The sequence below is a fragment of the Acidovorax sp. Root267 genome (assembly GCF_001429215.1).
Lineage (GTDB): Bacteria > Pseudomonadota > Gammaproteobacteria > Burkholderiales > Burkholderiaceae_C > Acidovorax > Acidovorax radicis.
Map to the genome: position 1 here is coordinate 837,221 of NZ_LMJC01000001.1, position 24,977 is coordinate 862,197.

At 63.5% G+C, this 24,977-nt stretch carries 21 protein-coding genes and 1 tRNA gene; 18 read left to right on the plus strand and 4 right to left on the minus strand.

The genetic code is table 11. The features are described 5' to 3' along the window. Window positions 1-41 precede the first annotated feature (41 nt). From rarD to ASE39_RS03705, 3 genes are all read right to left on the minus strand, one after another. The gene (rarD, locus tag ASE39_RS03695) at window positions 42-920 is read right to left on the minus strand and encodes an EamA family transporter RarD (protein WP_057270204.1); all 879 of its coding nucleotides are present in this window, start codon (window positions 918-920) and stop codon (window positions 42-44) included. A gap of 125 nt (window positions 921-1,045) precedes the next feature. Then, window positions 1,046-2,140, minus strand: coding sequence for a redox-regulated ATPase YchF (ychF, locus tag ASE39_RS03700; RefSeq protein ID WP_010459569.1), 1,095 nt, complete (start codon window positions 2,138-2,140; stop codon window positions 1,046-1,048). An 83-nt stretch (window positions 2,141-2,223) separates the two neighbouring features. Continuing rightward, a complete protein-coding gene (locus ASE39_RS03705) occupies window positions 2,224-3,093 on the minus strand; it encodes an MOSC N-terminal beta barrel domain-containing protein (protein WP_010459570.1) in 870 nt (289 codons plus the stop codon). Between the two features lie 90 nt (window positions 3,094-3,183). Between ASE39_RS03705 and ASE39_RS03710 the strand changes: the two genes are divergently transcribed. The 13 genes from ASE39_RS03710 (at window position 3,184) to ASE39_RS03770 (ending at window position 18,495) form a co-directional block, all read left to right on the plus strand. Then, entirely contained in the window at window positions 3,184-4,317 is a 1,134-nt protein-coding gene (locus ASE39_RS03710; RefSeq protein WP_057270327.1) for an FAD-dependent monooxygenase, read from the plus strand. Between the two features lie 53 nt (window positions 4,318-4,370). Continuing rightward, window positions 4,371-5,099 (plus strand): DsbC family protein, encoded by a 729-nt coding sequence (locus ASE39_RS03715; protein WP_010459574.1) that lies wholly within the window; start codon window positions 4,371-4,373, stop codon window positions 5,097-5,099. 81 nt (window positions 5,100-5,180) lie between these two features. Next, on the plus strand, window positions 5,181-6,992 hold the full coding sequence (locus tag ASE39_RS03720) for a M61 family metallopeptidase (RefSeq protein ID WP_057270328.1): 1,812 nt from the start codon (window positions 5,181-5,183) through the stop codon (window positions 6,990-6,992). A gap of 114 nt (window positions 6,993-7,106) precedes the next feature. Next, window positions 7,107-7,886 carry an enoyl-CoA hydratase gene (locus tag ASE39_RS03725; RefSeq protein ID WP_057270205.1) on the plus strand — a complete coding sequence of 260 codons (780 nt, stop codon included), beginning with the start codon at window positions 7,107-7,109 and terminating at the stop codon, window positions 7,884-7,886. 25 nt (window positions 7,887-7,911) lie between these two features. Continuing rightward, window positions 7,912-7,988: transfer RNA gene (locus tag ASE39_RS03730), tRNA-Met, on the plus strand. Window positions 7,989-8,210: 222 nt separating this feature from the next. After that, window positions 8,211-8,615: a hypothetical protein gene (locus ASE39_RS03735; RefSeq protein ID WP_085940302.1), complete on the plus strand. Its 405-nt coding sequence runs from the start codon at window positions 8,211-8,213 to the stop codon at window positions 8,613-8,615. A gap of 96 nt (window positions 8,616-8,711) precedes the next feature. Beyond that, window positions 8,712-10,055 carry a tRNA (N6-isopentenyl adenosine(37)-C2)-methylthiotransferase MiaB gene (miaB, locus tag ASE39_RS03740; protein ID WP_057270206.1) on the plus strand — a complete coding sequence of 448 codons (1,344 nt, stop codon included), beginning with the start codon at window positions 8,712-8,714 and terminating at the stop codon, window positions 10,053-10,055. Window positions 10,056-10,107: 52 nt separating this feature from the next. After that, window positions 10,108-11,541, plus strand: coding sequence for an ATP-binding protein (locus tag ASE39_RS03745; protein ID WP_057270329.1), 1,434 nt, complete (start codon window positions 10,108-10,110; stop codon window positions 11,539-11,541). Next, window positions 11,531-12,217 (plus strand): hypothetical protein, encoded by a 687-nt coding sequence (locus tag ASE39_RS03750; RefSeq protein ID WP_348981568.1) that lies wholly within the window; start codon window positions 11,531-11,533, stop codon window positions 12,215-12,217. The genes ASE39_RS03745 and ASE39_RS03750 overlap by 11 nt, the downstream gene beginning before the upstream one ends. A gap of 30 nt (window positions 12,218-12,247) precedes the next feature. Continuing rightward, window positions 12,248-13,663, plus strand: a complete 1,416-nt coding sequence (locus ASE39_RS03755; protein ID WP_057270208.1) for a sigma 54-interacting transcriptional regulator — start codon at window positions 12,248-12,250, stop codon at window positions 13,661-13,663. Window positions 13,664-13,901: 238 nt separating this feature from the next. Beyond that, the gene (locus ASE39_RS03760) at window positions 13,902-15,416 is read left to right on the plus strand and encodes a glucan biosynthesis protein G (protein ID WP_057270209.1); all 1,515 of its coding nucleotides are present in this window, start codon (window positions 13,902-13,904) and stop codon (window positions 15,414-15,416) included. Then, window positions 15,389-17,398, plus strand: a complete 2,010-nt coding sequence (mdoH, locus tag ASE39_RS03765; RefSeq protein ID WP_057270210.1) for a glucans biosynthesis glucosyltransferase MdoH — start codon at window positions 15,389-15,391, stop codon at window positions 17,396-17,398. The genes ASE39_RS03760 and mdoH overlap by 28 nt, the downstream gene beginning before the upstream one ends. A 443-nt stretch (window positions 17,399-17,841) precedes the next feature. Then, entirely contained in the window at window positions 17,842-18,495 is a 654-nt protein-coding gene (locus ASE39_RS03770; RefSeq protein ID WP_057270211.1) for a C13 family peptidase, read from the plus strand. Between the two features lie 80 nt (window positions 18,496-18,575). On the opposite strand, the gene ffh is transcribed toward ASE39_RS03770, so the two are convergent. After that, a complete protein-coding gene (gene ffh / locus ASE39_RS03775) occupies window positions 18,576-19,955 on the minus strand; it encodes a signal recognition particle protein (protein ID WP_057270212.1) in 1,380 nt (459 codons plus the stop codon). Between the two features lie 69 nt (window positions 19,956-20,024). Here ffh and ccsA point away from each other — a divergent pair, with 69 nt between their 5' ends. The 5 genes from ccsA to ampD are packed head-to-tail and all read left to right on the plus strand — an operon-like array spanning window position 20,025 to window position 24,900. Next, the gene (gene ccsA, locus ASE39_RS03780) at window positions 20,025-20,822 is read left to right on the plus strand and encodes a cytochrome c biogenesis protein CcsA (protein ID WP_057270213.1); all 798 of its coding nucleotides are present in this window, start codon (window positions 20,025-20,027) and stop codon (window positions 20,820-20,822) included. Further along, complete coding sequence (locus tag ASE39_RS03785; protein ID WP_010459599.1) at window positions 20,819-21,046, plus strand: PP0621 family protein; 228 nt, start codon at window positions 20,819-20,821, stop codon at window positions 21,044-21,046. The genes ccsA and ASE39_RS03785 overlap by 4 nt, the downstream gene beginning before the upstream one ends. An 8-nt stretch (window positions 21,047-21,054) precedes the next feature. Next, on the plus strand, window positions 21,055-22,758 hold the full coding sequence (locus tag ASE39_RS03790) for a HAMP domain-containing sensor histidine kinase (protein WP_057270214.1): 1,704 nt from the start codon (window positions 21,055-21,057) through the stop codon (window positions 22,756-22,758). Between the two features lie 11 nt (window positions 22,759-22,769). Further along, complete coding sequence (locus ASE39_RS03795) at window positions 22,770-24,287, plus strand: sigma-54 dependent transcriptional regulator (protein WP_057270215.1); 1,518 nt, start codon at window positions 22,770-22,772, stop codon at window positions 24,285-24,287. Beyond that, window positions 24,271-24,900 carry a 1,6-anhydro-N-acetylmuramyl-L-alanine amidase AmpD gene (ampD, locus tag ASE39_RS03800; protein ID WP_057226197.1) on the plus strand — a complete coding sequence of 210 codons (630 nt, stop codon included), beginning with the start codon at window positions 24,271-24,273 and terminating at the stop codon, window positions 24,898-24,900. Before ASE39_RS03795 ends, ampD begins: the two co-directional genes overlap by 17 nt. Window positions 24,901-24,977 lie beyond the last annotated feature (77 nt).

The window sequence follows — 24,977 nt, forward strand, 5'->3', positions numbered from 1 at the left end:
AGCTTCCCGATCTTCACTCGCGCGCCTGGAGACCGACGCCGTCAGGCCGCGATAACCTGGCGACGCGTCCACCAGCCCTCCAGGGTGTAGACCAGTAGCGCAGCCCAGATCAAGACAAAACCTACCAAGCGCGTAGGCTGGAACGGTTCATGGAAAAGCCACACGCCCAGCGCGAACTGCAGGCTGGGCGAGATGTACTGCAGAATGCCCAAGGTGGACATCGGAATAAGGCGGGCGCCCGCCGCAAACAGCAGCAACGGAACCGCTGTCATGGGGCCTGCGAGAAACAGCCATCCGATGGTGGTGGGAGGGCCCTGCACCAGCGCACCTTCTCCCTGCCACACCCACCAGCCCAGCACGATGGCGGCCACCGGCGCAAGCACCAGGGTTTCGAGCGCCAGACCTTCCAGAGCACCCAGCACGGCGACCTTGCGCAACAAGCCATAGAAGCCAAAACTCAGGGCCAGCACCAGTGCAATCCAGGGCAAGCGCCCAGCCTGCACGGCTAACCACAGGACCCCGGCAGCGGCCACTGCCACTGCAAGCCACTGGCCTGGGCGAGGCCGCTCGTGCAGGAAGACAAAGCCCAGCGCAACATTCACCAACGGAAGAATGAAATAGCCCAGGCTGGCGTCCACCACATGCTCGTTCTGCACCGCCCACACATAGGTAAGCCAGTTACCCGACAGCAGCATCGCTGACAAGGCAAATGCCGCCAGCACTTTGGGCTGGCGCAGCACAGTCCCCATCCAGGACCATTGCCTGCGCACCATCAACACGCCAAAAACAAACACCAGCGACCACAGCGTGCGGTGCATCACCACCTCCAGCGAGGGCACATCTGCCACCTGTTTGAAATACAGGGGAAAGAGGCCCCAGGCGGTGTAGGCCAGGGCGGCGTAGAGGATTCCAGTGTTCATAGAAAACGGCAATGCGTGCTGGCGATGGCCACCACCTCATCAATGGTCGTAAAAAAACCCTGCACGCCAGGGGCCTTGCAGGGATGCGGGGCCATCGGGCCTGTGGCCCGATGCAGCTTTCAGCGTTAGACGTTGAACAGGAAGTTCAGCACGTCGCCGTCCTTGACCACGTATTCCTTGCCTTCAGCACGCATCTTGCCTGCATCCTTGGCACCCTGCTCACCCTTGAGCGCGATGAAGTCCTCAAAGGCGATGGTCTGTGCGCGGATGAAGCCACGCTCGAAGTCGCCGTGGATCACCCCGGCCGCCTGGGGCGCCGTATCGCCGATGTGGATGGTCCAGGCACGCACTTCCTTCACGCCTGCCGTGAAGTAGGTCTGCAGACCGAGGAGCTTGAAAGCGCCGCGGATCAGGCGGGCCAGGCCGGGCTCGGTCTGGCCCATTTCGGCGAGAAACATGTCGCGGTCTTCGTCGCTCATTTCCGCCATCTCGGCTTCCATCTTGGCGCAGATGGCCACCACAGGGGCGTTCTGGCTGGCGGCGTATTCCTTGAGGCGGTCAAGGAATGGGTTGTTCTCAAAGCCGTCTTCGCTCACGTTGCCCACAAACATGGCAGGCTTGGCCGTGATCAGGCACAGGGACTTGAGCAGGGGCTGCTCTTCTTTGGTGATCTCGACCGAGCGCGCAGGTTTGCCTTCGTTGAGTGCGGCCTGGATGCGCGTGAGCAGCGCCACCAGCTTGGCTGCGTCCTTGTCGTTGCCCGACTTGGCAGCCTTGGTGTAGCGGTTGAGCGCCTTTTCCACAGTGCCCATGTCGGCCAGGCACAGTTCCGTCTGGATGACTTCGATGTCAGAGATCGGGTCCACACGGCCGGCCACGTGGATCACGTTGTCGTCTTCAAAACAACGCACCACGTTCACGATGGCATCGGTTTCACGGATATGGGCCAAGAACTGGTTGCCCAGGCCTTCGCCCTGGCTGGCACCTGCCACCAGGCCGGCGATGTCCACGAACTCGACGATGGCCGGAACAATGCGTTCCGGTGAAATGATCTCGGCGAGTTGCTGCAGACGGGGGTCTGGCACTTCCACCACGCCCACATTGGGCTCAATGGTGCAGAAGGGGTAGTTTTCGGCGGCGATGCCGGCCTTGGTCAGCGCGTTGAAAAGGGTGGACTTGCCGACGTTGGGCAGGCCCACGATGCCGCATTGGAGGCTCATGGCAGGGCTTTCTGGAATTCGGAGACAAACCGCCGATTTTACGGGCCCGCCAGCAATCGCATTTCCACGGCCTGTTCACACCCTCAATCAAAGCGCAGATTGGCCGCCACCCGCTGCCCCACACGCAGCACTTGGCCCGCCCCCCGGCCCACTATGGCGTTCATTCCGAACGTAATGGCGCCATCGAGACGCTTGTCCTGCCGGTAGGTCCGCAGCATGTCACCCACCACAGGGGTACTTTGGGCCGTAGTGGGGTCAATGTCGGGAATAGGGCAACGCGAGCAAGGCTTCACGGGCTGCAGGTGGATTTCACCCTCCGCAGCGTCCACCCGCACCAGGTCCACCCGGTCTTCGTCGTGTGCATCCACCCCGGCCAGCACCACATTCGGACGAAACCGCTCGATGCCCACGGCTGCATGGCCTGCAGCCTGGAGGCGCACATTCAGTTCATCCATGGACGCTTCGCTGGCCACCAGCATAGGGAAGCCATCGGCGAACTGATTCGGAGCCTCGACACCGTCCGTCCACTCCATGCTGGACAAGCGCCGGTATTCGGGGTCAAAACGGACAAGACGACAGGGCTGACCCAGGAAATCAGTGAACCACTGTGCCGCCACGGCGCCCATGTCCCAGGCGGGCACCGTGTCTCGCCATACGGTCACCGTGGCGGGCCCCTCAACGGCATCGATTGCCACATGCAAGGCCAGCATACCGGGGGCGCGCAGCACCATCTCGTCGCTCTTGAGCTGCGGCCGGATCAAGGCCATGCGCGGCAGCGCGCGCTGGGTCAGGAACATGCCTTCAGCATCCACCACCATCCATGCACGGTCCAGATCCAGCCCCGTTTCAGTGAGCTGCGCCTCCTGCACCTCGATGCCCGCGCACGACTTGACGGGATAAACGAAGAGGCGCGCGATGGTGCCGGACAGGTCGGAATCAGGGTAGAAACTCACGCGGAAGTGCTCCTCAAAAAAAGACCAGGGGAATGGGAGCCCGATTTTGCACCGTACCCGGTGGCACAAGCCCCCTCCTACAATGCCGCCATGGCCCAAACCTTTGATATCTGTATTCGCGGCACCGGCATTGTGGGCAAGACTCTGGCGCTGCTGCTGGCCCGCGAACGGCTGAAAGTGGCCTTGTTACCCGCCCCCGGCACCGGAGTCTCCGCAGCGGCCGATGTGCGGGCCTACGCGCTGAACACGGTCTCGCGCCACCTGCTCGAATCGCTTCGTAGCTGGCCCGATGCGGAGCACGCTACGGCGGTCAGGTCTATGCGGGTAAAGGGCGACCAGGATGGCGCCGTGCATTTTGATGCAGCCGCCCAGGGGGTTGAGGCCCTGGCCTGGATCGTGGACGTGCCCGCCCTGGAGGCGCGCCTTGCCGAAGCCGTGCGCTACCAGCCCCAGGTGGAAATGGTCGATTCTCCAGTGCCGGCGGCACTGACAGTGGTTTGCGAGGGCCGTGCCAGCCGTACGCGCGAAGAGTTTGGTGTGGATTTTCGGGTGACGCCGTATGGGCAGCACGCCATCGCCACCCGATTGCAATGCGAACGGGGCCATGAACAGGTGGCGCGACAATGGTTCTTGCCCGACGGCATCCTGGCTTTTTTGCCTTTGGGGGGTTCGCTGGGGAACTCCGTGGCGGTTGTATGGTCCGTCTTGCAGGAGCAGGTAGCGCCGCTGATGACATTGTCCCCCGAAGAATTCGCACAGAAGCTCCAGGTGGTCAGCCAGGAAACCTTGGGTACGCTGGCGCTGAGTGCGGACCGCGCAACCTGGCCCTTGCAGCTTGCAACGGCAGACCGTTGGTGTGGCACTGTGCCCACCAATGACAAGAGCCCGCGAAGCTGGGTGTTGGCAGGTGACGCAGCGCACAACGTGCATCCGCTCGCAGGCCAGGGGCTGAACCTGGGCTTGGCGGATGCCCAGACCCTCGCAGACATTCTGCACGGGCGCGACTATTGGCGCAGCGTGGCTGATCTGCGGCTGCTGCGGAGTTATGAGCGCAAGCGCAAGGCAGCCCTGCTGCCAATGGGATTGGCGACAGACGGCCTGCAGCAGCTTTTCTCTCGTCAGGAGGGGCCACTGCAAGCGCTGCGCAATTGGGGAATGAAGGGCTTTGAACTGAGCGGCCCCTTGAAGAACTTCGTGGCCCGCCAGGCCATGGGAAACTATTGACCAAACCGGTAGCAGCCATCGGCAGACCGCCAGATCGTTTGAACGAGAACACCATGAAACTGATTCCCACCTTGCTCGCAGCCGCTGCGCTGGCCTCAAGTCTCGCTGCTACCGCGCAGGAAGCGGACATCCGCAAGGCACTCGCCGAACGCATTCCCCAAATGGACAAGATCGACGAAGTGCGCTCCACGCCCATGAAGGGCCTCTACGAGGTACGCATCGGGACGGACCTGTTCTACACCGACGCCAAGGGCAACTACGTGATCCAGGGCGAATTGATCGATACGAAGGTGCGCAGGAATCTGACAGAAGACCGCATTGCCAAGCTCACGGCCGTCGAGTTTTCTGCCTTGCCAATCAAAGACGCCTTCACCATCGTGCGGGGAGACGGGAAACGCAAGGTGGCGGTGTTTGAAGACCCCAATTGCGGCTACTGCAAACGTTTTGAGCGCGACCTTCAGAACGTGGATAACGTCACGGTATATCTGTTCCTATACCCCATCCTCAGCCCAGACTCCGCCGAAAAGTCGCGCAATATCTGGTGCGCCAAGGACCAAGTGACGGCCTGGCAGGATCTCATGGTGCGGGACAAACCCGCGCCAGCAGCAAGCTGCGATACCAGCGCTCTGCAGCGCAACCTGGCGTTTGGCCGCAAGCACAAGATCACTGGGACACCTACACTGATTTTTGCCAACGGTGCCCGCGTGCCAGGCGCCATCGGTGCCAAAGAGGTGGAAAAACGCTTGGCCGAAGCCAGCAGCGAAACGCCCTCAGCCAACTGACACGCGTTTCGCATTCGCGCAGCCCCTTGCCCTCATGGATTGCGCCACCCCTCCGCGAAGTCCGAACACCAGCAGCTGCCCATGCCCTCACCCCCCAAGCCGGAACCCGCCGCCATCCACTACCGTATTGAGCCGTGGGACCTGCACGCTCATCTATTTCGCATAGCACTGACGATCACCCATCCAAAGGCGCTGCAAGAGGTCTCGCTGCCAACCTGGATTCCAGGGAGCTATCTGGTGCGGGAGTTCTCCAAAAACCTGCAAGAACTGAAAGCCCGCCAGGGCAAGCAGGAGGTGAAGCTCACGCAACTGGACAAGCACCGGTGGCAAGCAGACTGCAGCGCGCGCAAGCCACTGGTCCTGACATATGTCGTCTGCGCCTACGACACCTCGGTGCGTACAGCCTGGCTTGACGCATCGCGCGGTTTTTTCAATGGCACCAGTCTGTGCCTGCGCGTGCACGGGCAGGAGAAGCAACGCCACACGCTCGATATTGCAAGCACATCTGCCACAGCCGCCTGGTCGGCGGCCACCGGACTCTCTCCCCTCAAGATAGACAAGAAGGGTTTTGGCCTCTACGTGGCGACAAACTACGACGAGCTGGTCGATTGCCCGGTAGAGATGGGCCTGTTCTGGACCGGCCGTTTCACAGCCTGCGGTGTTCCGCACCGCTTTGTGGTGGCCGGAGCGGCTCCCTCTTTTGACGGCAAGCGCCTGCTGGGAGACACCCAGAAGATCTGTGAGACCGCGATCCGCTTCTGGCATGGCGAGGGCAAGGCTCCTTTCAAGAGCTACCTGTTCATGCTCAACGCCGTGGGCGACGGCTACGGGGGGTTGGAGCACCGCAACTCCACCGCACTTATCTGCGGCCGGCGCGACCTGCCACGGATGGATGAGACCCGAACTGGCGATGGATACACCACCCTGTTGGGACTGATCAGCCATGAGTACTTCCACTCCTGGAACGTCAAGCGGCTGCGCCCCGCTGAGTTTGCCGAATACGACTACGCGCGGGAAAACTACACAGAACTGCTGTGGTTCTTCGAGGGCTTCACCAGCTACTACGACGACCTGCTGCTGCGCCGCGCCGGATTGATCGATGATGCGGTCTATCTGAAGCTCGCCACCAAGACCATCAACCAGGTACTGCAGACCCCGGGTCGGACCGTACAGACCGTGGCGCAGTCCAGCTTTGACGCTTGGGTCAAGTACTACCGCCAGGACGAAAACACCCCCAACGCGACGGTCAGTTACTACACCAAGGGCTCACTGGTGGCCCTGTGCCTGGACCTCGCCCTCCGCCGTGAGGGAAAGACGAACCTGGACGAGGTCATGCGCACGCTGTGGACGCAGTGCCAGGGTGGCCCGATGACCCAGGAAGATGTGCTTGCTGTGTTGAAAGAACTGTCTGGCCGATCTTTCGGTACGGAGCTGGCGCAGTGGGTGCACAGCACCACGGAACTCCCTCTGGTAGAGCTTCTGGAAGCCAACGGTGTGTCACTCAAGGCTGAGACACCCCAATGGGCGCAGCGGCTGGGACTGCGGGTGGGGGAAAACCACAGCATCCATATCAAGACCGTGCTACGAGGCGGCCCTGCCGAAAAGGCAGGCATGGCGCCAGGTGACGAGTGGCTGGGCATCGACGTGAACGGTCAGGGTTGGCGCATTAGCAAACTGGAAGACGTAGCGTTCTACGCTGGCACCGAGACATCGCTGACCGCTCTGGTGGCACGGGACGGGCGTCTGCTGCGCCTGCAACTCGATCTCCCAGCCCGCAGCCCGACCGCTCTGTCAAAGAAGGCCTCCCGCAGCACCACGCCGACCACGACGGTGCCAGACACAGTTAGCCTGTCGATTGCCAACACCGCCGCCGTAGGGCGCTGGCTGAACTGAACAGGGGACATGCGTCTGGCGCGATACGGTGTTTTACCTACCAGCGCGCGGTTCGGGCCTGCTTGGGTATATTCGTCCGTGCAGTCATAACCACCTATAAACCCTGGAGATTTCATGTCCTACGAAACCATCGAGGTCCGCGTCGAAGCGGACAAGGTCGGCATCATCACGCTCAACCGGCCCAAGCAGCTCAATGCGCTGAATGACCAACTCATGAACGAGCTGGGCACGGCGCTGAAAGCTTTCGATGCGGACGAAAAAATTGGCTGCATTGTCGTCACTGGCAGCGAAAAGGCGTTTGCGGCGGGTGCTGACATTGGTGCCATGGCGAAATACAGCTTTGCCGACACCTACAAGGGGGACTACATCACCCGCAACTGGGAGGCCATCCGATCCATCCGCAAGCCCGTCATTGCCGCTGTCAGCGGCTTTGCCCTGGGGGGAGGCTGCGAGCTGGCCATGATGTGCGATTTCATCGTCGCCGCTGAAAACGCCAAGTTTGGCCAGCCAGAAATCAAGCTGGGCGTGATCCCCGGCGCGGGCGGGACGCAGCGCCTGCCGCGTGCAGTGGGCAAATCCAAGGCGATGGACATGGCCTTGACAGGACGCATGATGGACGCGGTGGAAGCCGAGCGCGCCGGTCTGGTCAGCCGCGTGGTACCCAATGACAAGCTCATGGACGAAGCGCTGGGAGCCGCCATCATCATTGCAGGCTTCTCACAAATCGCCGTGATGGCAGCCAAGGAATCGGTCAACCGTGCCTTTGAAGGCAGCCTGTCGGACGGCGTGATGTTCGAGCGCCGGCTCTTCCACGCCCTGTTCTCCACCCAGGACCAAAAGGAAGGTATGGACGCTTTCATGAACAAACGCGCCGCGAACTTCACACACCAATAATTTTTGTTCTATAATTTGGGGCTTCGGTCGTATAGCTCAGTTGGTTAGAGCGCAGCATTCATAATGCTGATGTCGGTGGTTCAAGTCCACCTACGACCACCAAATCAAACCCACAGTGCGGCAACCCACTGTGGGTTTTTCATTGGTGCCGTGCTGCTGGCGCATGTGCCGGGCATCACTGCATGCCCGCGCAGGCGTGCGTCACCGGCCTCGGATGGCCTGCGGGTTCAAGAGCCCCCTCAAACGGCAGGCACGCCCTAAAATTCTTCTTTCAGCCCCTGGATGTAAACCATGAATCGCTGCACAACCTCCCACGCCTCTCCCATGCGGAATCTCAGTCGGCACCTAGTCGCTGGGCTTGCCAGTGCTTTGCTGTATGCCGCGCTGCCTGCTGCTGCCCAGGTCCAGCCGGGGCTCGGAGGCATGCGCAACTTTCCCGATGCGGCTCTGCGCGGCACCTTGACCCTCAACACGGTGTCGGAGGCCACGCTCAATGGCCGCACCATCCGCATGGCGCCCGGCATGCGGCTGCTGAGCCCACAGAACACGCTGGTCATGGCCCACACTGTGCTAGGCCAGAGCTACAAGGTGAACTACGTCATCGAAACCAGCACAGGCATGCTGATCACCGCGTGGATCTTGACCCAGGGTGAAGCCGAACAACCCCGCAAGGGCAGTGACACGGTCGAGCGCAACTACCGCGCCGAATCCGACCCCATCAAGAAGTAACACAGCGACTGCGCCCTACGCCACGGCGCAGTCGATTCAATGCTTGCGGTGCGCAGTGGCGCTCCGCCCTGCCCTTTTTCCGATAGCGAGCCCTCCATGGCCAAAAAAGTCTTTATCAAAACCTTCGGCTGCCAGATGAACGAGTACGACTCGGACAAGATGGCCGACGTGCTCAACGCCGCCCAGGGCTATGAGCCCACGCAAAATGTGGACGAAGCCGACCTCATTCTGTTCAACACCTGCTCGGTACGCGAGAAGGCGCAAGAGAAGGTATTCAGTGACCTGGGCCGCATCAAGCACCTGAAAGCGCGCGGTGTGAAAATCGGCGTGGGCGGCTGCGTTGCCAGCCAGGAAGGCGCCGAGATCATCAAGCGCGCGCCCTATGTGGACGTGGTGTTCGGCCCCCAGACCCTGCACCGCCTGCCTGAGCTGCTGAACCAGCGCGATCGCCTGGACAAGCCCCAGGTGGACATCAGCTTCCCCGAGATCGAGAAGTTCGACCACCTGCCACCGGCGCGGGTCGAAGGTGCGAGCGCCTTTGTCTCCATCATGGAAGGCTGCAGCAAATACTGCAGCTACTGTGTGGTGCCCTATACGCGCGGCGAAGAGGTGAGTCGCCCGTTCGACGATGTACTCGTGGAGGTGGCGGGCCTGGCCGACCAGGGCGTCAAGGAGATCACGCTGCTGGGCCAGAACGTGAACGCCTACCTGGGAAAGATGGGCGGCACGGCAGAGATCGCCGACTTCGCGCTGCTGCTCGAATACGTGTCTGACATCCCAGGCATCGAACGCATCCGCTACACCACCAGCCATCCCAACGAATTCACGCCCCGGCTGATCGAGGCGTACGCCAAACTGCCCAAGCTTGCCAGCCACCTGCACCTGCCCGTGCAGCACGGCAGCGACCGCATCCTGATGGCCATGAAGCGCGGCTACACCGCCATGGAGTACAAGAGCACCGTGCGCAAGCTTCGCGCCATCCGCCCCGACCTGGCCATGAGCAGCGACTTCATCGTCGGCTTCCCGGGCGAGACGGAAGACGACTTCAACAAGATGATGAAGCTGATCGACGACATCCACTTCGACAACAGCTTCAGCTTCATCTTCAGCCCGCGCCCCGGCACGCCTGCCGCCGGCCTGCACGACGACACGCCGCACGACGTGAAGCTGCGCCGCCTGCAGCACCTGCAGTCGGTGATTAACGCCAACATCAAGTCCATCAGCGAAAGCCGCGTGGGATCGGTGCAGCGCATCCTGGTGGAAGGCGCCTCCAAGCGCGACGCCACCGAACTGATGGGGCGCACCGAATGCAACCGCGTGGTCAATTTTGTGGGCCAGCCCCGCCTGGTGGGCCAGATGGTGGATGTGACGATCACCGAAGCAAAGGCCTACACGCTGCGCGGAGAAGTGTGCATCAGCGAGGCGGCGTTCGCTGCCTGACGCGCACCCGGCACCCGTGGCAAAACCTGCAGACAACCTGGCGCACGCAGATCTGCACAAGGCCGACGGCCCGCTGCGCGGCCTCTCGTTCCAACAGCTGCTGCTGCTGGCGTTTCTGCTGATAGCAGGATTGCTGGGGGTGAGCTCATTGCGCGCGCTCTACACGCTGGAACAGCTCATGGTTCAAAGCCGCCATGGTGCCGCCGAGGCCATCGCCCTCAGCACAGCTGCCCAGGCGCTGAACCAGCGCGGGCAAGCGCTGGAACGCGCGGCCCGCCAGTCCCTGGTGCTGCGGGATGCGCCGCTGCGCCGCAGCTTCAACGAAATGTCCGTGGAAGCGCAGGCCATTCTCGACCAGTTGCACCAGGGCGGCCTTCCCGAAGACCAGACCAGCCAATGGCGCGCGCACCTCGACGCCGTCAAGGCGCTTCTGGATGCCCCGCCGGAGCGGGCGCTGGAGAACGAGCAACTGGTCGCGGAAAAATTTGTGGCACTGGAGGCACTGCACACTGACATCGTGCAATCGATCCAGGACATCAATGCCCAACGCAACCGTGCACTGCAGGACCAGGTGGAGGCGAGCCGCAGCAACGTGACGCACCAGGTGGTGGGAGTGATCGTCCTGGCGCTGGTACTGGCCTTGGCGCTGGGCATCTGGCTCGCCCGTCCTTTCAAGCGACTGGAAGGCACGATCCGGCGGTTGGGCGAAAACCAGCTCGAAGCGCCCGTCGTGATCTCCGGCCCCGACGACGTGCGCCGCGTGGGGCAACAGCTGGAATGGCTGCGGCTCAGACTGCTGGAACTGGATTCCGACAAGGCCCGCTTCCTGCGCCATGTCTCGCACGAACTGAAGACACCCTTGGCCGCGCTGCGCGAGGGTGTGGCACTTTTGCAGGACGGAGTGACCGGTGAACTCAATGCCGGTCAGCGCGAAGTGACACAGATCCTTCACCACAATACGCTGGTCTTGCAGGGGGAGATCGAAGCCTTGCTGCGCTTCAATGCAGCGGCCTTTGAGGCGCGCCAGCTGCAGCGGCGCGATACCGACCTGCTCGCGCTGCTGGAAGCGCAAGTGGAGGCCCAGCGCCTGCAGTGGCAAGCCCGGGGCCTGAGGTTACTCGTGGAAGGCCCCGCCGTCTCGTTGCAGATCGATGCCGACAAAATCGCCTCGGCAGTCAGCAACCTGTTGTCCAATGCCATTCGTTTCTCACCCAAGGGTGGAACGGTGCGGCTTGCTCTTTCCCGCCATGCGGACTGCGTGCGCGTGGATGTCTCGGACCAGGGACCCGGCGTGGCCAAAGCCGACCGCGACCGCGTGTTTGAGCCCTTTTACCGGGGCATACGCCAGCCCGACGACGCCGTGCGAGGCACCGGAATCGGGCTGTCGATCGTCCAAGAGTACGTCGTCGCCCACGGCGGCAGCGTGCGGCTGGTGGAAGATGGCGTCCACTCCTTTTTTCGCATGGAACTACCGCATGCTGCCTAGCAGTCTTTCCGCACACCCGCTCCACCCACGCCCTCTGAACCTTCCGGCGTGGGTCTTGTTGCTGGTGGCGGCACTCACGATGGCAGGCTGCAATGCAACCGCCCCCCAGGCAGTGGCCGCGCCTGCACAGCCCACGGCCATTGCGCCCTCCCCCTCCGTGGCGGCGGAATCTCCCAACGCCCGCCAGATCTCCGCCACGGAGGCCCCCCAGGATGCCGCCCCGGTGTTGCAGGTGCTGGCGCAAACGGACCGTACCCTGCGCATGGCCCCCGCAGAACTGGCCAAAGAGATTGCCCGCCTGGGCGAGGCGGAAGATGCATCGGTAGAGACCTCGCTTCTTCTGGCCACAGCGCTGGCGCAAACGCGCCAACCCGTCGATACGGCCCGCGCCCTGGGCCTGGTGCAGCGCGTGATGGGCAACACCGCGGCTGCGGCGCAAGTCCTGCACCCCTTGGCGCGACTGATGGAATCGCGGCTTCTGCAGCAACGCCGACTGGAAGACCAATTGGAGCGGCAAACCCAACAACTGCGCGAAGCGCAGCGCCGCAATGATCAACTCAATGAGCGGCTGGAGGCGGTGCGCGCTATCGAACGCAGCCTGACCACACGCCCTGCCCCGCTTCCCGCGGCACCGGCCTCTCTTCCGGGCAGCAGCCCCCAACGCCCAGCGCCCTGACCTTCTCCAGAAGGTGCGAAAGAACCCGCCATGGCAGCTACCTCCACCCCATCCCGCGCAACGCCACGCGCCCGTGTCCTCGTGGTGGACGACGATGCCGACATGCTGCGACTGCTGTCGCTGCGCCTGCAGGCCGCAGGATATGAGGTGGTCGCCGTGGGCTCGGCCGAGGCGGCGCTGGCCCAGCTGGACATGGCGCGCCCGCAGCTCGTGCTGAGCGATGTGCGCCTGCCTGGGCGCGATGGTCTCGCGCTGTTCGACGAAGTGCGTGCGCGGCACCCTTCGCTGCCGGTCATCCTGCTCACTGCACACGGCACCATTCCCGATGCCGTGGAAGCCACGTCACGCGGGGTGTTCACCTACCTCACCAAACCCTACGACGGCAAAGAACTGCTGGAAAAAATTGCCCAGGCCTTGGCCCTCAGCGCCCCTGCGGTCACGCACGCCCATGCCAACGAAGCCTGGCGCGCCGAGATCGTGAGCCGCTCCAACCGCATGACCGACTTGCTGGCCGAGGCCTACATGGTGGCCCAGTCGGACGCCAGCGTGCTGCTGCTGGGCGATAGCGGCTCGGGCAAAGAGCTGCTGGCCCAGGCCATCCACCGCGCCAGTCCGCGGGCACGCCACCCCTTTGTTGCCGTCAACTGCGGCGCCATCCCCGAAGCCCTGCTCGAATCCGAACTGTTTGGCCACGTCAAAGGTGCCTTTACCGATGCGGTCAGCAACCACAAGGGGCTGTTCCAGGCTGCGGAAGGCGGCACCTTGCTGCTGGACGAGATTGGCGACATGCCGCCCGCCCTGCAGGTCAAGCTGCTGCGGGTGCTGCAAGAGCGTGCGGTACGCCCCGTGGGGGCCAGCCAGTCGATTCCCATCGACGTGCGCATCATCTCGGCCACACACCGCGATCTGGAGGCCGCCATGGCCACGACCCAGTTCCGCGAAGACCTGTACTACCGGCTCAATGTGGTCACACTGGCGCTGCCCACCCTCGCAGACCGTCGCGAGGACATCGCGTTGCTGGCCAACCACTTTCTCGACAAGCTGGCGCGCAAGTACGACAAGCGCCTGTCGGGCTTCGCGCCCGAGGCGCTCAAGGCCCTGACCCTGGCCGCTTGGCCCGGCAATGTGCGCCAGCTCTACAACGTCGTCGAACAGGTGTGCGCCCTGTCCACCACGCCACTGGTGCCCCTGACGCTGGTACAGCGCGCATTGCGCACGCCGTCCACGCAGGTGCTGAGCTTTGCCGAGGCCCGCCAGCGCTTTGAGCGCGAGTACCTGGTGGGTCTGCTCAAGATGACGGATGGCAATGTGGCCGACGCCGCGCGCCTGGCACAGCGCAACCGCACGGAGTTCTACCGGCTGCTGCAAAAACATGCACTGACCCCCGGGCACTTCAAGAACGACGCAGCAGACAATGAAGACGTCGCTGATGAGCGACACGACTAAGCCTTTGATTTTCCTCAGTTTTTCTCAAGCGCTTCGCCTCGCTGTCGCCACATGGCGACAGAAACTCTGTATTTGCACGCCGATCCACGGACTGCACAACTGCTTACATGCGGTTAGCTACATAAGCCATTGATTTAAAACATTTTTTCCAAGCTGGCACAGGGTTTGCCCTAGTTCCAGCATGCAAGCTGTTTTTTCTCACCGTTCACGCTTCACCGGTCGGCTCCCCCAGGCCGCAATGGCGCTGGCCACCGCCCTGTTGGCAGGCGCAGCACAGGCACAGAGCTTCGATTTCGACAGCGTCACCCGCATGGCCCGGGAACGGTCGGAGAAGCCGTATCGCACATCCAGCGACAAGCTCCCCGCCGACCTCGCCAAACTCAACTACGACCAGGTGCGCGACATCCGCTGGCGCCCCGACCGTGCCCTGTGGCGCGCCGAAAAGTTGCCGTTCGAGGCCATGTTCTTCCACCTGGGCCTGTACCAGAAGGAGCCGGTGCTGATCAATGAAGTGACGCCCCAAGGCGCGCGCCACATCGGCTACAGCCGTGCGGACTTCGACTACGGCAAGAACCAGGTGCGGCCCGAGGCCTGGGGCGACCTGGGCTTTGCGGGCTTTCGCCTGCACAACCACCTCAACTCCAGCGCCTACAAGGATGAACTGGTGGTCTTCCAGGGCGCCAGCTACTTCCGCGCACTGGGCAAGGGCCAGCAGTACGGCCTGTCTGCGCGCGGACTGGCCATCGACACCGTGGGTGGCAGTGGCGAAGAGTTCCCGCGCTTCACGGAGTTCTGGCTGGTGCGGCCCGATCCCTTGTCCACGCAAGTCACGGTGTATGCGCTGCTGGATTCGCCGCGCGCCACTGGCGCCTACCGCTTCGACATCCAGCCGGGCACGCAGACCACCACTACCGTGCGCAGCCGCATCTTTGTGCGGCCCGGCGCCGGCAACAAGCCGATCGCCACGCTGGGCATTGCGCCGTTGACCAGCATGTTCTTCTTCGGCGAGAACCAGCCCCGCAAGGACGACTTCCGGCCCGAGGTACACGACTCCGACGGCCTGATGATCGCCACCGGCGAGGGCGAGTGGCTGTGGCGCCCGCTGCAGAACCCCAAGCAGACCCTGGTCACGTCGTTCGCCACAAAGAACCCCAAGGGTTTTGGCCTGATGCAGCGTGACCGCCAATGGGCGAACTATGAGGACGTGGAAGCCCGGTATGAGCGCCGCCCCAGCGCCTGGGTGCGCCCCCTGCACGACTGGGGCGCAGGCCGCGTGGAACTGGTGCAGCTCAACACCCCCGATGAGACGCACGACAACATCGTGGCGTATTGGGTGCCTGCCCAGATGCCCGCACCCGGCCAGCCCCTGGAATTTGCCTACGAGCTGAGCTGGCAAGGCGATGGGCAGCAGCGGCCGCCCGGCGCCTGGGCCACGCAATCGCGACGCGGCATGGGCTACACCAAAGAGACCGCAGCCGCCTTGCGCCAGCAGGCGCAGTTTGTCGTCGACTTCGACGGCCCCGCACTCAAGGCCCTGCCGGCCGAAGCTGTCGTCAAGGCGGTGGTGAGCGCCGACGCCAACGGCAAGGTGCTGGAAAACATCGTCTACCGCAATCCCGCCACCGACCAGTGGCGCATGACTGTTCGCGTACAGCGCCAAAAAGCCGATCGTCCGATCGAGCTGCGCGCTTTTCTTCAACACGACAACAACGCTGTGAGTGAAACATGGACGCACATCATTCTTCCCGAGTAAGCCCCACGGTGCACCACCACCCCCAGCGCAGTGCACTGCGCGAGGAACGGCACCCGAATGCCGTCACCGCACCGCCGGTCCACCGAGGCTCCATGGCGCCCGTCCCCTGGCGCGGCTTCTGGAACAGCGTGGGCACAGCCCTGCTTCTCAAGCTGACCGGTCGCGCCAAGGTCAGCCATCCCACATCACCCGAAAACCGGCCAACCCAGGCATGGGAAGGCGCCGCGCAGCGCCGCCGTTGGACCTTTGCCGTGCTGACCGTGCTGACCACGGCCCTGGCAAGTTTTCTGTTTGTGGGGGTGCAACCCGAGTATGAGAACCCCTGGTTGGGCTACGGCCAGATCGCACTGTTCGCGCTGCTGTCTGCCTGGGTGGTCACAGGCTTCCTCACGGGGCTGATGGGTTTTTGGGTGATGCTGCGCGGCGACAAACATGCGCTGTCCGTACGCAGCGTTGTGGAGCACGTGCTGGCGCCTGACGCGCGCACGGCCATCATCATGCCAATCTGCAACGAGGACGTGGCCACGGTGTTTGCAGGGCTGCGGGCAACGTGCGAGTCGGTGGCATCCACCGGCCACGGGGCCACCTTCGACGTGTATGTGCTGTCCGACAGCTATGACCCCGCCATCGCCCGGGCCGAGCGCGCCGCATGGGAAGAACTGCGCAGCGCCCTGGCACAGCACAGCCAGCAACCGCAAGTGCAGGTGTACTACCGCCTGCGCGCCCGCCGCACGCACCGCAAGGCCGGCAACGTGGCCGACTTCTGCCGCCGCTGGGGCCAGGACTACCGCTACATGGTGGTGCTGGACGCCGACAGCGTGATGAGCGGTGACTGCATCGTCTCGATGGCCAAGCTCATGGAAGCCAACCCCACGGCCGGCATCATCCAGACCGCGACGCAGGCCATTGGCCACGTCACGCTGCACGCCCGCGCGCAGCAGTTCGCATCGCGTGTCACGGGCCGTCTGTTCACGCTGGGCATGCAGTACTGGCAGCTGGGCGAATCCCACTATTGGGGCCACAACGCAATCATCCGCGTGGCTCCCTTCATGGAACACTGTGCACTGGCCCCCATCAAGGGCAAAGGCGGCCTGGCGGGCGGCATCATGTCGCACGACTTTGTCGAAGCTGCGCTGATGCGCCGCGCCGGCTACCACGTGTGGCTGGTATCGGACTTGATCGGCAGCTATGAACAGCAGCCCCCCGACCTGCTGGCCGAGCTGCAGCGCGACCGCCGCTGGTGCCAGGGCAATCTGCAGAACGCACGCCTGATGGCCGAACCTGGCATCCACGCCGTGCACCGCTCGATGTTCATCACAGGGGCCATGGCCTACCTGTCGGCACCGTTGTGGCTGGCCTTCCTCACGCTGGGCACGGCCCTGTGGCTTTCGGGCGCCAAGCTCGTGGCCGACTGGCACATTCTGCCGGCCGAACTGCTCTCGCTGTGGGCATGGACGCTGTGTATGCTGTTCCTGCCCCGCATCCTGGGCGTGGCCGCCGTGTTCATGCGCCGCGAGCAAAAGGAGTACGGCGGCACCGTCAGCCTGCTCAAGAGCGCTGCGCTGGAGAGCGTGTTGGCCATCCTGCAGGCCCCTATCCGCATGTTGGCGCATTCGCTGTTTGTACTGATTGCACTCACAGGCCTGAAGCTGGAATGGAAGTCGCCCCCGCGCGAAGCCCACGCCGTGCCGTGGCGCCATGCCGCACGCCAGCTGGCTCCGATGAGCCTGGTGATTGGTCTTCTGGCCGTGGGCGTGGCATTGATCGACAGCAGCGCCTTGTTGTGGCTCATGCCCGTCGGACTGCCGCTGGCCTTGGCGATTCCGCTGGCTGTATTGACGAGCCAGATCGCTCTGGGCAAGGCCATGCGCGCGCAACGCCTTCTGCTCATCCCCGAGGAATCCTGGTCGCCCCCCGTGCTGCGCCGTGCATGGTTGCACGCAAGCCGACTGGCACGACCAGCGCCGCTGGCAACGCTGTGAAAGTGTGAGAAATTTCACACAAACCACAAGCCGGTGCATGCACCGGCTTTTTTGATATCGCTACCATATCAATAGCAATAAAATGTTTACCATCAAGCGCTAGGACCTAAAAATAGCATAAACATGGAGCATCAATACGCTCTGAACCTCGGTCTTGCGCCCGTTACGATGCGTATCCTTTCCACCCAGCCCCTATGCCTAAAACCGCTTATTGCGGTTTTAGGCAGTGCGCGGCCCCGCTATCAATGCCCTCGCCTCTGTTTTCACCTGTCGCCCGCTGGCGGCTGTTCCGCGCAAGCACACTCACCCTGGCTGTAGCACTCACAGGCTGCGCCATGCCCCCCGCGCAAGCGCCTGTCACAGCATCTGCCCCGGTCGCCGCACCAGCACCCCCTCCTCCTCCCCCCGAGCCCCCAGGGCGCGTCATCTTTGCGGGATTTGCGATGCATTCGCAGTCCAAAGCCTTTCGCAACGACGTGCTGCTCGCCGAAAAGCTGGTCAAAGCCATCGATCCAAACGCGCTGATGCTCAAGCTGGCCAATCCAGCACGCGACCAGCCCACCGATTGGCCACAGGCCACCCCAGAGAATTTTTCGCTGGTGATGTCAAAAATGGCTGAAGTGGCGCGCCCGCAAGACCGCGTTTTGCTGCTCATATCGACCCACAGCAACCCCGGCCTGCTAAATATCAGCGTGGGCGGCAAACACGTACCGCCCATCACCACCAAAGCCCTCAGCGATGCGCTGGCGCCGCTGAACAAGGTGCCCACGCTGGTGGTGCTTTCCGCCTGCTACAGCGGTGCGTTCGTCGAGCCCCTGAAGGCTCCGAACCGGGTGGTGCTCGCGGCCACGGACGTGGGCCGCACCACCTTCAATTGCCAATACAACGGCAACAACACGCCATTTGCCGAAGCGCTGTTTAGCCAGTCAGGTGCAGAAAACCGTTCGATGGCCGATTGGATGGGAGAAGCGCAAAAGGCAATCGCAGCACAGGAAAAGCGCCGCAAGGTCTCAGCATCCCAGCCACGCATCTTTGTCGGAGACAAGGCCAAGGCCTGGGCAGACCAACCCCTCAAGAACTGGCTGCAAGAGCCGTAGGCACGGCCGCTTCCAAGCATGCAAAAACCCTGAAGAAGCAGCGCCTCTTCAGGGTTTTTTCATGCCAGTGCCCGCGGTGCTCAGAAAGGCATCTTGGGCATGCCGCCCCCGCCCATGCCCTTCATGCCGCCCATCTTCTTCATCATCTTCATCAGGCCGCCGCCCTTCATCTTTTTCATCATGCCCTGCATCTGCTCAAACTCCTTGAGCAGGCGGTTGACTTCCTGCACATGCACGCCCGCGCCACCCGCGATGCGCTTCTTGCGTGTGGCCTTGATGAGGTCGGGCTTGCGGCGCTCCAGCGGCGTCATGCTCTGGATGATGCCTTCCTTGCGCTTTATGTCCTTCTCGGCCTTGTCCATGTCCACGGCACCGGCCTTGGCGGTGAGGTGCGACGGCAGCTTGTCCATCAGGCTGGAAAGCCCACCCATCTGTTTCATCTGCTGAATCTGGGAGAGGAAGTCGTTCAGATCGAATCCGTCACCGCTCTTGACCTTGGCCGCCAGCTTTTGCGCCGCCTCCATGTCCACACCGGCGGTGACCTGCTCCACCAGCGCCACGATGTCGCCCATGCCCAGAATGCGGCCCGCGTGGCGCTCGGCATCGAACACTTCCAGGCCATCGAGCTTTTCGGACACCCCGGCGAACTTAATGGGGGCCCCCGTGATCTGTCGCACCGAAAGCGCGGCACCACCACGCGAATCGCCATCGAGCTTGGTCAACACGATCCCGGTGAGCGGCAACGCCTCCTTGAAGGCCTTCGCGGTGTTGATCGCATCCTGCCCCTGCATGGCATCGACCACGAACAGCGTTTCCACCGGGTTCAGCGCTGAGTGCAGGTCTTTGATTTCCTTCATCAGGACTTCGTCGATAGCCAGGCGACCAGCGGTGTCGACCAGCAGCACGTCGAAGTAATGCTTCTTGGCATAGTCGAGCGCGGCAAGGCCGATATCGAGCGGCTTCTGGTCAGGCGTGCTCGGGAACCACTCCGCACCGGCCTGTTTGGTGACCGTCTTGAGCTGCTCGATGGCCGCAGGGCGGTACACGTCGCCCGAGACGGTGAGCACCTTCTTCTTGCGCTTTTCGATCAGATGCTTGGCCAGCTTGGCCGTGGTGGTGGTCTTGCCCGCGCCCTGCAGGCCGGCCATCAGGATCACGGCCGGTGGCTGGGCGGCCAGATTGATATCGGCCACCCCTTCACCCATGGTGGCGGCGAGTTCCCGGTTGACGATACTGACCAGTGTCTGCCCAGGCTTGAGTGAACCCAACACTTCCTGACCCAGGGCCTTGTCCTTGACCCGGGCAATGAAGTCGCGCACCACCGGCAAGGCTACGTCGGCCTCCAGCAGCGCCATGCGCACTTCGCGCAGCATGTCCTGCACGTTGGATTCGGTGATGCGGGCCTGGCCACGCATCTCCTTGACGAGGCGTGTGAGTTTGTCGGTAAGGGCGGAGGCCATAGGGAAGATGTCCGGTATTGCCTGCGCGTCAGGGTGCTGGCGGTGGGGCGAAAGGCTAAACTGCGATCCATGATTTTACCCAGTGCTTCCCCCGCCAGCTGGCTGCTGGCCCTGGCCGCTGCCGTGGCATACGCCGTGCCCGCCGCCGCGTCCTCACGGCTGGGGGCCACAGCGGCACGCAATGCGCTGCTGGTGGCCTGGGTACTGCACGGCGCGGTACTGGTATGGGGCTTGTGGGGCGACGCCCCCCGATTTGGTTTTGCGCCCGCCTTGTCGATGACCGCCTGGTTGGTGTTGACGGTGTATGCGGTGGAGCGACAGCTCTTTCCGCAGATGCAGTCGCGCTGGGTTCTGGCAGCGCTGGGCGCCGTGGCCATCGTGCTGGCAGTGCTCTTTCCTGGCCAGCCGCTGCACGTGGCGGCTTCCGCCTGGCTGCCGCTGCACCTGGCATTGGGCATTGCATGTTACGGTTTGTTTGCCGCCGCCGTGGTGCACGCCTGGCTCATGACACGCGCAGAGCAGCGCATCCGCCAGGCCGAAGACCCCCACAGCGGCATCCCCTTGCTCACACTGGAGCGCCTGACCTTCCGCTTTGTGACGGCAGGCTTCATCCTGCTGACCGCCACCCTGCTGGCGGGCTGGCTGTTTGGCGACACGCTGTACGGCAGGGCTTGGCGATGGGACCACAAGGCTGTGTTCTCACTGCTGTCCTGGCTCACGTTTGCAACCCTGCTTGTGGGACGAGCCCGCTTCGGATGGAGGGGCCGCAACGCCGTGCGCGTGCTTTATGCAGGCGCGGCACTGCTTTTGCTGGCCTATGTGGGCTCCCGCTTTGTCATGGAAGTCGTTCTGGGCCGCAGCGTATGAAATACCTGGTCTTGCTGGTGGTCCTGGCCGTCGCCATCGGTATCTGGCGCAGCCGCCGCGTGCCGGATGCAACCCCTTCCAAACCGCCTGCGCCACCACTGGCGCTCCCTCAGAACATGCTGGCCTGCGCCCACTGCGGCATCCACATTCCGCAGGCCGAAGCCTTGATGGTCGGCAGCAACGCCTACTGCTGCGCAGAACACCGGCACCTGGGCCCCGCCTGATTCCGACCATGCGCACGCTGCCCCCTGGCTCCTTGACATCCGTCATCGATGCGCCGTTTGTGCGCCTGTGGCGCGGCTTTCTGACGGGCCGTGTCATGGTGGCGCTGGCCCTGTTGGTGCTGCAAGGGGCTGGGCAGGTTATCAACCAGGCCACCGAGCCGGCCGTGCTGGCGGTGTGCGCGGCCTATCTGGTGGCCGCCATCATGCTGCGTGTGCTGGCAAGGCACAAACCACCCTCGCCCAGGGTTGGCCCCCAGTGGCTGCCATCCATCGGGCTGGACCTTGCCGCAATTACCGCTCTGCAACTGCTGAATGCGGGCACCATGAACTACACCCCCCTGTTCGGCCTGCCCATCCTGATGGCGGCCGTGCTCGGGACGCTGACCCTGGCACTTGGCACCACGGCAGGCGTCACGCTGCTGCTGCTGGGCTGGGCCTGGTGGCTGGGTTCGGGCACCGCAGGCGACGACGCGCCACGCTACCTGCAAAGCGCGCTGACCGGAACAGGCTATTTCATCGTGAGCTACCTGGTGCACCAGCTCGCGACACGCCTAGCGCGCGAACAGGAGGTGGCGCAGCAGAGCCAGGTTACCGCCCGGGTGCAGACACAGGTCAGCGCACTCGTCATCCAGAACCTGACCGACGGGGTACTGGTGGTGGACGAAAGTGATGTCGTGCGCATCGCAAACCCCGCAGGACTCCAGTTGCTTGGTGGGGCGTCCCTGCCCGAACTGCCATTCATCCTGGCATCCGAAGCGCCCTGGAATCCGCTCGTTATCCTGGCGCGGCGCACCTTCCGCCAGGAGCAGTCCCAGACCGCGGACGTGGATCTGCTGCATCCGGGGCAAAGTCCCACCGGACTGCATGTACGCACCTGGTTGACTTCGACGCGCGAGGCCGCGCGCCAGACACAGACCGAGCGGCTGTGCGTGATGTTCCTGCACGACCTGCGCGAGATGGAAGCCCGCCTGCGCACGGAAAAACTCGCCGCCATGGGTCGCATGTCGGCCGCTGTGGCCCATGAAATCCGCAACCCGCTGGCCGCGATCGTGCAGGCCAACGCCTTGCTCGAAGAAGATCTGCACGACCCGGCACAAAAGCGCCTGGCCCACATGGTGCAGCAGAATGCCGACCGCCTTGCGCGCATTGCCGAGGAAGTGCTGGACATTGCCCGTGTGCAGCACCAGATCAGCCACGCACCAGCGTCCACGTTGCCGCTGGACGAAACGGTATCGCAGGTATGGAATGACTGGCAGGCACAGGACCCCGTGCAGCGCCGGGCGGTGGTGATGCTGGAAGCTGGCAATACGCAGGTGGAATTCGACACCGAGCACCTGCGCCGCGTGCTCGTGAACCTGCTGGACAATGCACTGCGCTACGTGGGCCAGGAGCCGGACTCCCTCACGGTGACCACCCGCACCTTGCCCTCTGGCCAGACCAGCCTGCAAGTCTGGAGCGACGGTGCTCCCATGGACAAATCCGTAGAGCGCCATCTGTTCGAACCATTTTTTTCGTCCGAAAGCCGCTCCAGCGGTCTGGGCCTTTATATTTGCCGCGAGCTGTGCCAGCGCCATGGGGCGTCCATCAGCTACCAGCGGCTTACCCGCACCACCCTGCGGGGCGAGGTGGGAGGCAACGCCTTCACCATCGGCTTTCGCCGCACCACACGCCCTGCCGAAGCCGCCACGCTGTTTGACACCATCGTGGTCTGAAACGCCTTGCCATGAACGCCCCTACTGCTTCCATCCTCGTCGTGGACGACGAACCTGACCTGCGCACCTTGTACGAGCTGACCTTGCTGCGCGAAGGCTACCGTGTGGAAACCGCATCCAGCGTCCAGGAGGCTCGCGATCAGCTCAAAGCCCACCGTTTCGATGCCGTCATCACCGACATGCGCCTGCCTGACGGCTTCGGCATGGAACTGCTGCAGGACCTGCGCGACCAGCAGCGCCGTGAGCGCTGCGTGGTCATGACGGCGTATGGGTCGGCCGAGAACGCCGTGGAAGCCCTGCGCTCCGGTGCGTTTGACTACCTGACCAAGCCCGTGGACCTGAAGCAGTTCCGTTCGGTGGTCGCATCGGCCGTGCAGGGTACGGGGGGCGTCCCTGCGCCCCGGGCAGCACGTACGGGGGGCGTACAAGGTCGGCAGGGCACTTTCAGCGCAGATCCCTTAGCGGCGGGCTCCGCGCTGGACCGGATGGTGGGGGCCTCCGAGGCCATCCGCAACGTCAAGCAGCGGGTGGCCAAGGTGGCGCGCGGCATGGCGCCCGTGCTGATTCATGGTGAATCCGGCACGGGCAAGGAATTGGTGGCGCAGGCGCTGCATGCCAGCAGCCAGCGTGCAGATGGGCCGCTGGTGGCCGTGAACTGTGGCGCCATCCCCGAGAACCTGCTGGAGGCGGAATTTTTTGGAGCCCGAAAAGGTTCCTACACCGGCGCCAACCAGGACCGGGATGGCTACTTTCAGGCCGCCCGTGGCGGCACACTTTTTCTGGACGAAATCGGTGACCTGCCCCTGGCCATGCAGTCCAAATTGCTGCGCGCCATCCAGGAGCGGAGCGTGCGGCCGCTGGGTTCCACCCAGGAAGAGACGGTGGATGTGCGCATCGTCAGTGCCACGCACCGCGACCTGGCCGCAGACGTGCAATCGGGCCGCTTCCGGCAGGATCTCTACTACCGGCTCAATGTGATCGAGATCGTGATCCCCCCGTTGCGCGAACGGCGCGAAGATCTGCCTGTGCTGTGCTCCGCGCTGCTGGCGCGCATTGCCCAGGAGTCCGGCATGCCGGTGCCCTCCCTTACAGAGCATGCGCTCCAGGCCATTGCGGCGCACCCCCTGACCGGCAACGTCCGGGAACTGGAAAACCTGCTGCACCGGGCCGTGGCGCTCAGTGACGGGGACGAACTGAATGTGGATTGGCCCTCCGGCACCCCAGACCCGCTGAAGGCGCGCCCGATTACAGCGCCCGCCCTTCCCAACCACGCCGAGGCGCAGGTCCCCTACTCACCACCAGCGCCCGCCACCAATGTGGGCGGCTTGGTGCCTCTGCCCAATGACCTTCAGGCCTGGCTGGACCAGCAGGAGCGGGACATCCTGATCCGCGCCCTGCGCGAGGCGGGCTTCAACCGGACCGCAACTGCAGCCCGGCTGGGCATCAGCCTGCGCCAAATACGCTACCGCATCGCCCGGCTGAACATCGCCGTTCCCAATGACCAGGACCCGCATGACGAAATCGGCTGAAGCGGAGCCAGACGGACTCCCGCCTTGGGATGGGGGGTGGCACCGCGCAGCCACAAGACTGGAATCCCCCAACCACGGCTTGCGTCCCACCGCAGCAGCGTCCTTCATCGACCTGATCGTGGTGCACTCCATCAGCTTGCCGCCAGGCGAATACGGAGGGAACGCAGTGCAACAGCTGTTCACCAACACGCTGGACTGGGACGCTCATCCGTACTACCAGAGCATCCGAGGCTTGGCGGTGTCGTCGCATTTCTTCATTGACCGCGCTGGCGCCCTTTGGCAGTTTGTGGACTGCGACCGCCGGGCTTGGCACGCTGGCCAGTCGGCCTATCGCGGGCGCGGCCAGTGCAATGACGATTCGATCGGCATTGAACTGGAGGGCCTTGAGGGGCTGGCGTTCGAGTCCGCGCAGTACCAGACACTGGCCATGCTCTGCCGGGACATTGAGCAGCGCTACCCCATCGAACACATCGCCGGGCATGAACACATCGCACCCGGACGCAAGCAGGACCCGGGGCCGGGGTTCGACTGGGTGCGGGTGCAAAAAGCACTGCACTGGCCACTGCTGCGCTTTCCACCGCCCACCCGACCCGCCATACAAGCCGCCAGCTGAATGCATGGTGGCAGCGCCACGTCAAGCGACTTTTTTCTTTGTGCAACTGCACATAAGTGCATACCCAGACACCGTGC

Bases quoted from the DNA above. Each gene is read 5' to 3' on its own strand.
- ASE39_RS03750 (WP_348981568.1), top strand. From the start codon at position 11,531: ATGCTGCCTAGCAGTCTTTCCGCACACCCGCTCCACCCACGCCCTCTG.
- ASE39_RS03720 (WP_057270328.1), top strand. From the start codon at position 5,181: ATGCCCTCACCCCCCAAGCCGGAACCCGCCGCCATCCACTACCGTATT.
- ASE39_RS03710 (WP_057270327.1), top strand. From the start codon at position 3,184: ATGGCCCAAACCTTTGATATCTGTATTCGCGGCACCGGCATTGTGGGC.
- ASE39_RS03795 (WP_057270215.1), top strand. From the start codon at position 22,770: ATGAACGCCCCTACTGCTTCCATCCTCGTCGTGGACGACGAACCTGAC.
- ASE39_RS03725 (WP_057270205.1), top strand. From the start codon at position 7,107: ATGTCCTACGAAACCATCGAGGTCCGCGTCGAAGCGGACAAGGTCGGC.
- ASE39_RS03770 (WP_057270211.1), top strand. From the start codon at position 17,842: ATGCATTCGCAGTCCAAAGCCTTTCGCAACGACGTGCTGCTCGCCGAA.
- ASE39_RS03735 (WP_085940302.1), top strand. From the start codon at position 8,211: ATGCGGAATCTCAGTCGGCACCTAGTCGCTGGGCTTGCCAGTGCTTTG.
- ychF (WP_010459569.1), bottom strand. From the start codon at position 2,140: ATGAGCCTCCAATGCGGCATCGTGGGCCTGCCCAACGTCGGCAAGTCC.
- ampD (WP_057226197.1), top strand. From the start codon at position 24,271: ATGACGAAATCGGCTGAAGCGGAGCCAGACGGACTCCCGCCTTGGGAT.
- ASE39_RS03790 (WP_057270214.1), top strand. From the start codon at position 21,055: ATGCGCACGCTGCCCCCTGGCTCCTTGACATCCGTCATCGATGCGCCG.
- ccsA (WP_057270213.1), top strand. From the start codon at position 20,025: ATGATTTTACCCAGTGCTTCCCCCGCCAGCTGGCTGCTGGCCCTGGCC.
- ASE39_RS03760 (WP_057270209.1), top strand. From the start codon at position 13,902: ATGGCGCTGGCCACCGCCCTGTTGGCAGGCGCAGCACAGGCACAGAGC.
- ASE39_RS03755 (WP_057270208.1), top strand. From the start codon at position 12,248: ATGGCAGCTACCTCCACCCCATCCCGCGCAACGCCACGCGCCCGTGTC.
- ASE39_RS03785 (WP_010459599.1), top strand. From the start codon at position 20,819: ATGAAATACCTGGTCTTGCTGGTGGTCCTGGCCGTCGCCATCGGTATC.
- miaB (WP_057270206.1), top strand. From the start codon at position 8,712: ATGGCCAAAAAAGTCTTTATCAAAACCTTCGGCTGCCAGATGAACGAG.
- ASE39_RS03715 (WP_010459574.1), top strand. From the start codon at position 4,371: ATGAAACTGATTCCCACCTTGCTCGCAGCCGCTGCGCTGGCCTCAAGT.
- ffh (WP_057270212.1), bottom strand. From the start codon at position 19,955: ATGGCCTCCGCCCTTACCGACAAACTCACACGCCTCGTCAAGGAGATG.
- mdoH (WP_057270210.1), top strand. From the start codon at position 15,389: ATGGACGCACATCATTCTTCCCGAGTAAGCCCCACGGTGCACCACCAC.
- rarD (WP_057270204.1), bottom strand. From the start codon at position 920: ATGAACACTGGAATCCTCTACGCCGCCCTGGCCTACACCGCCTGGGGC.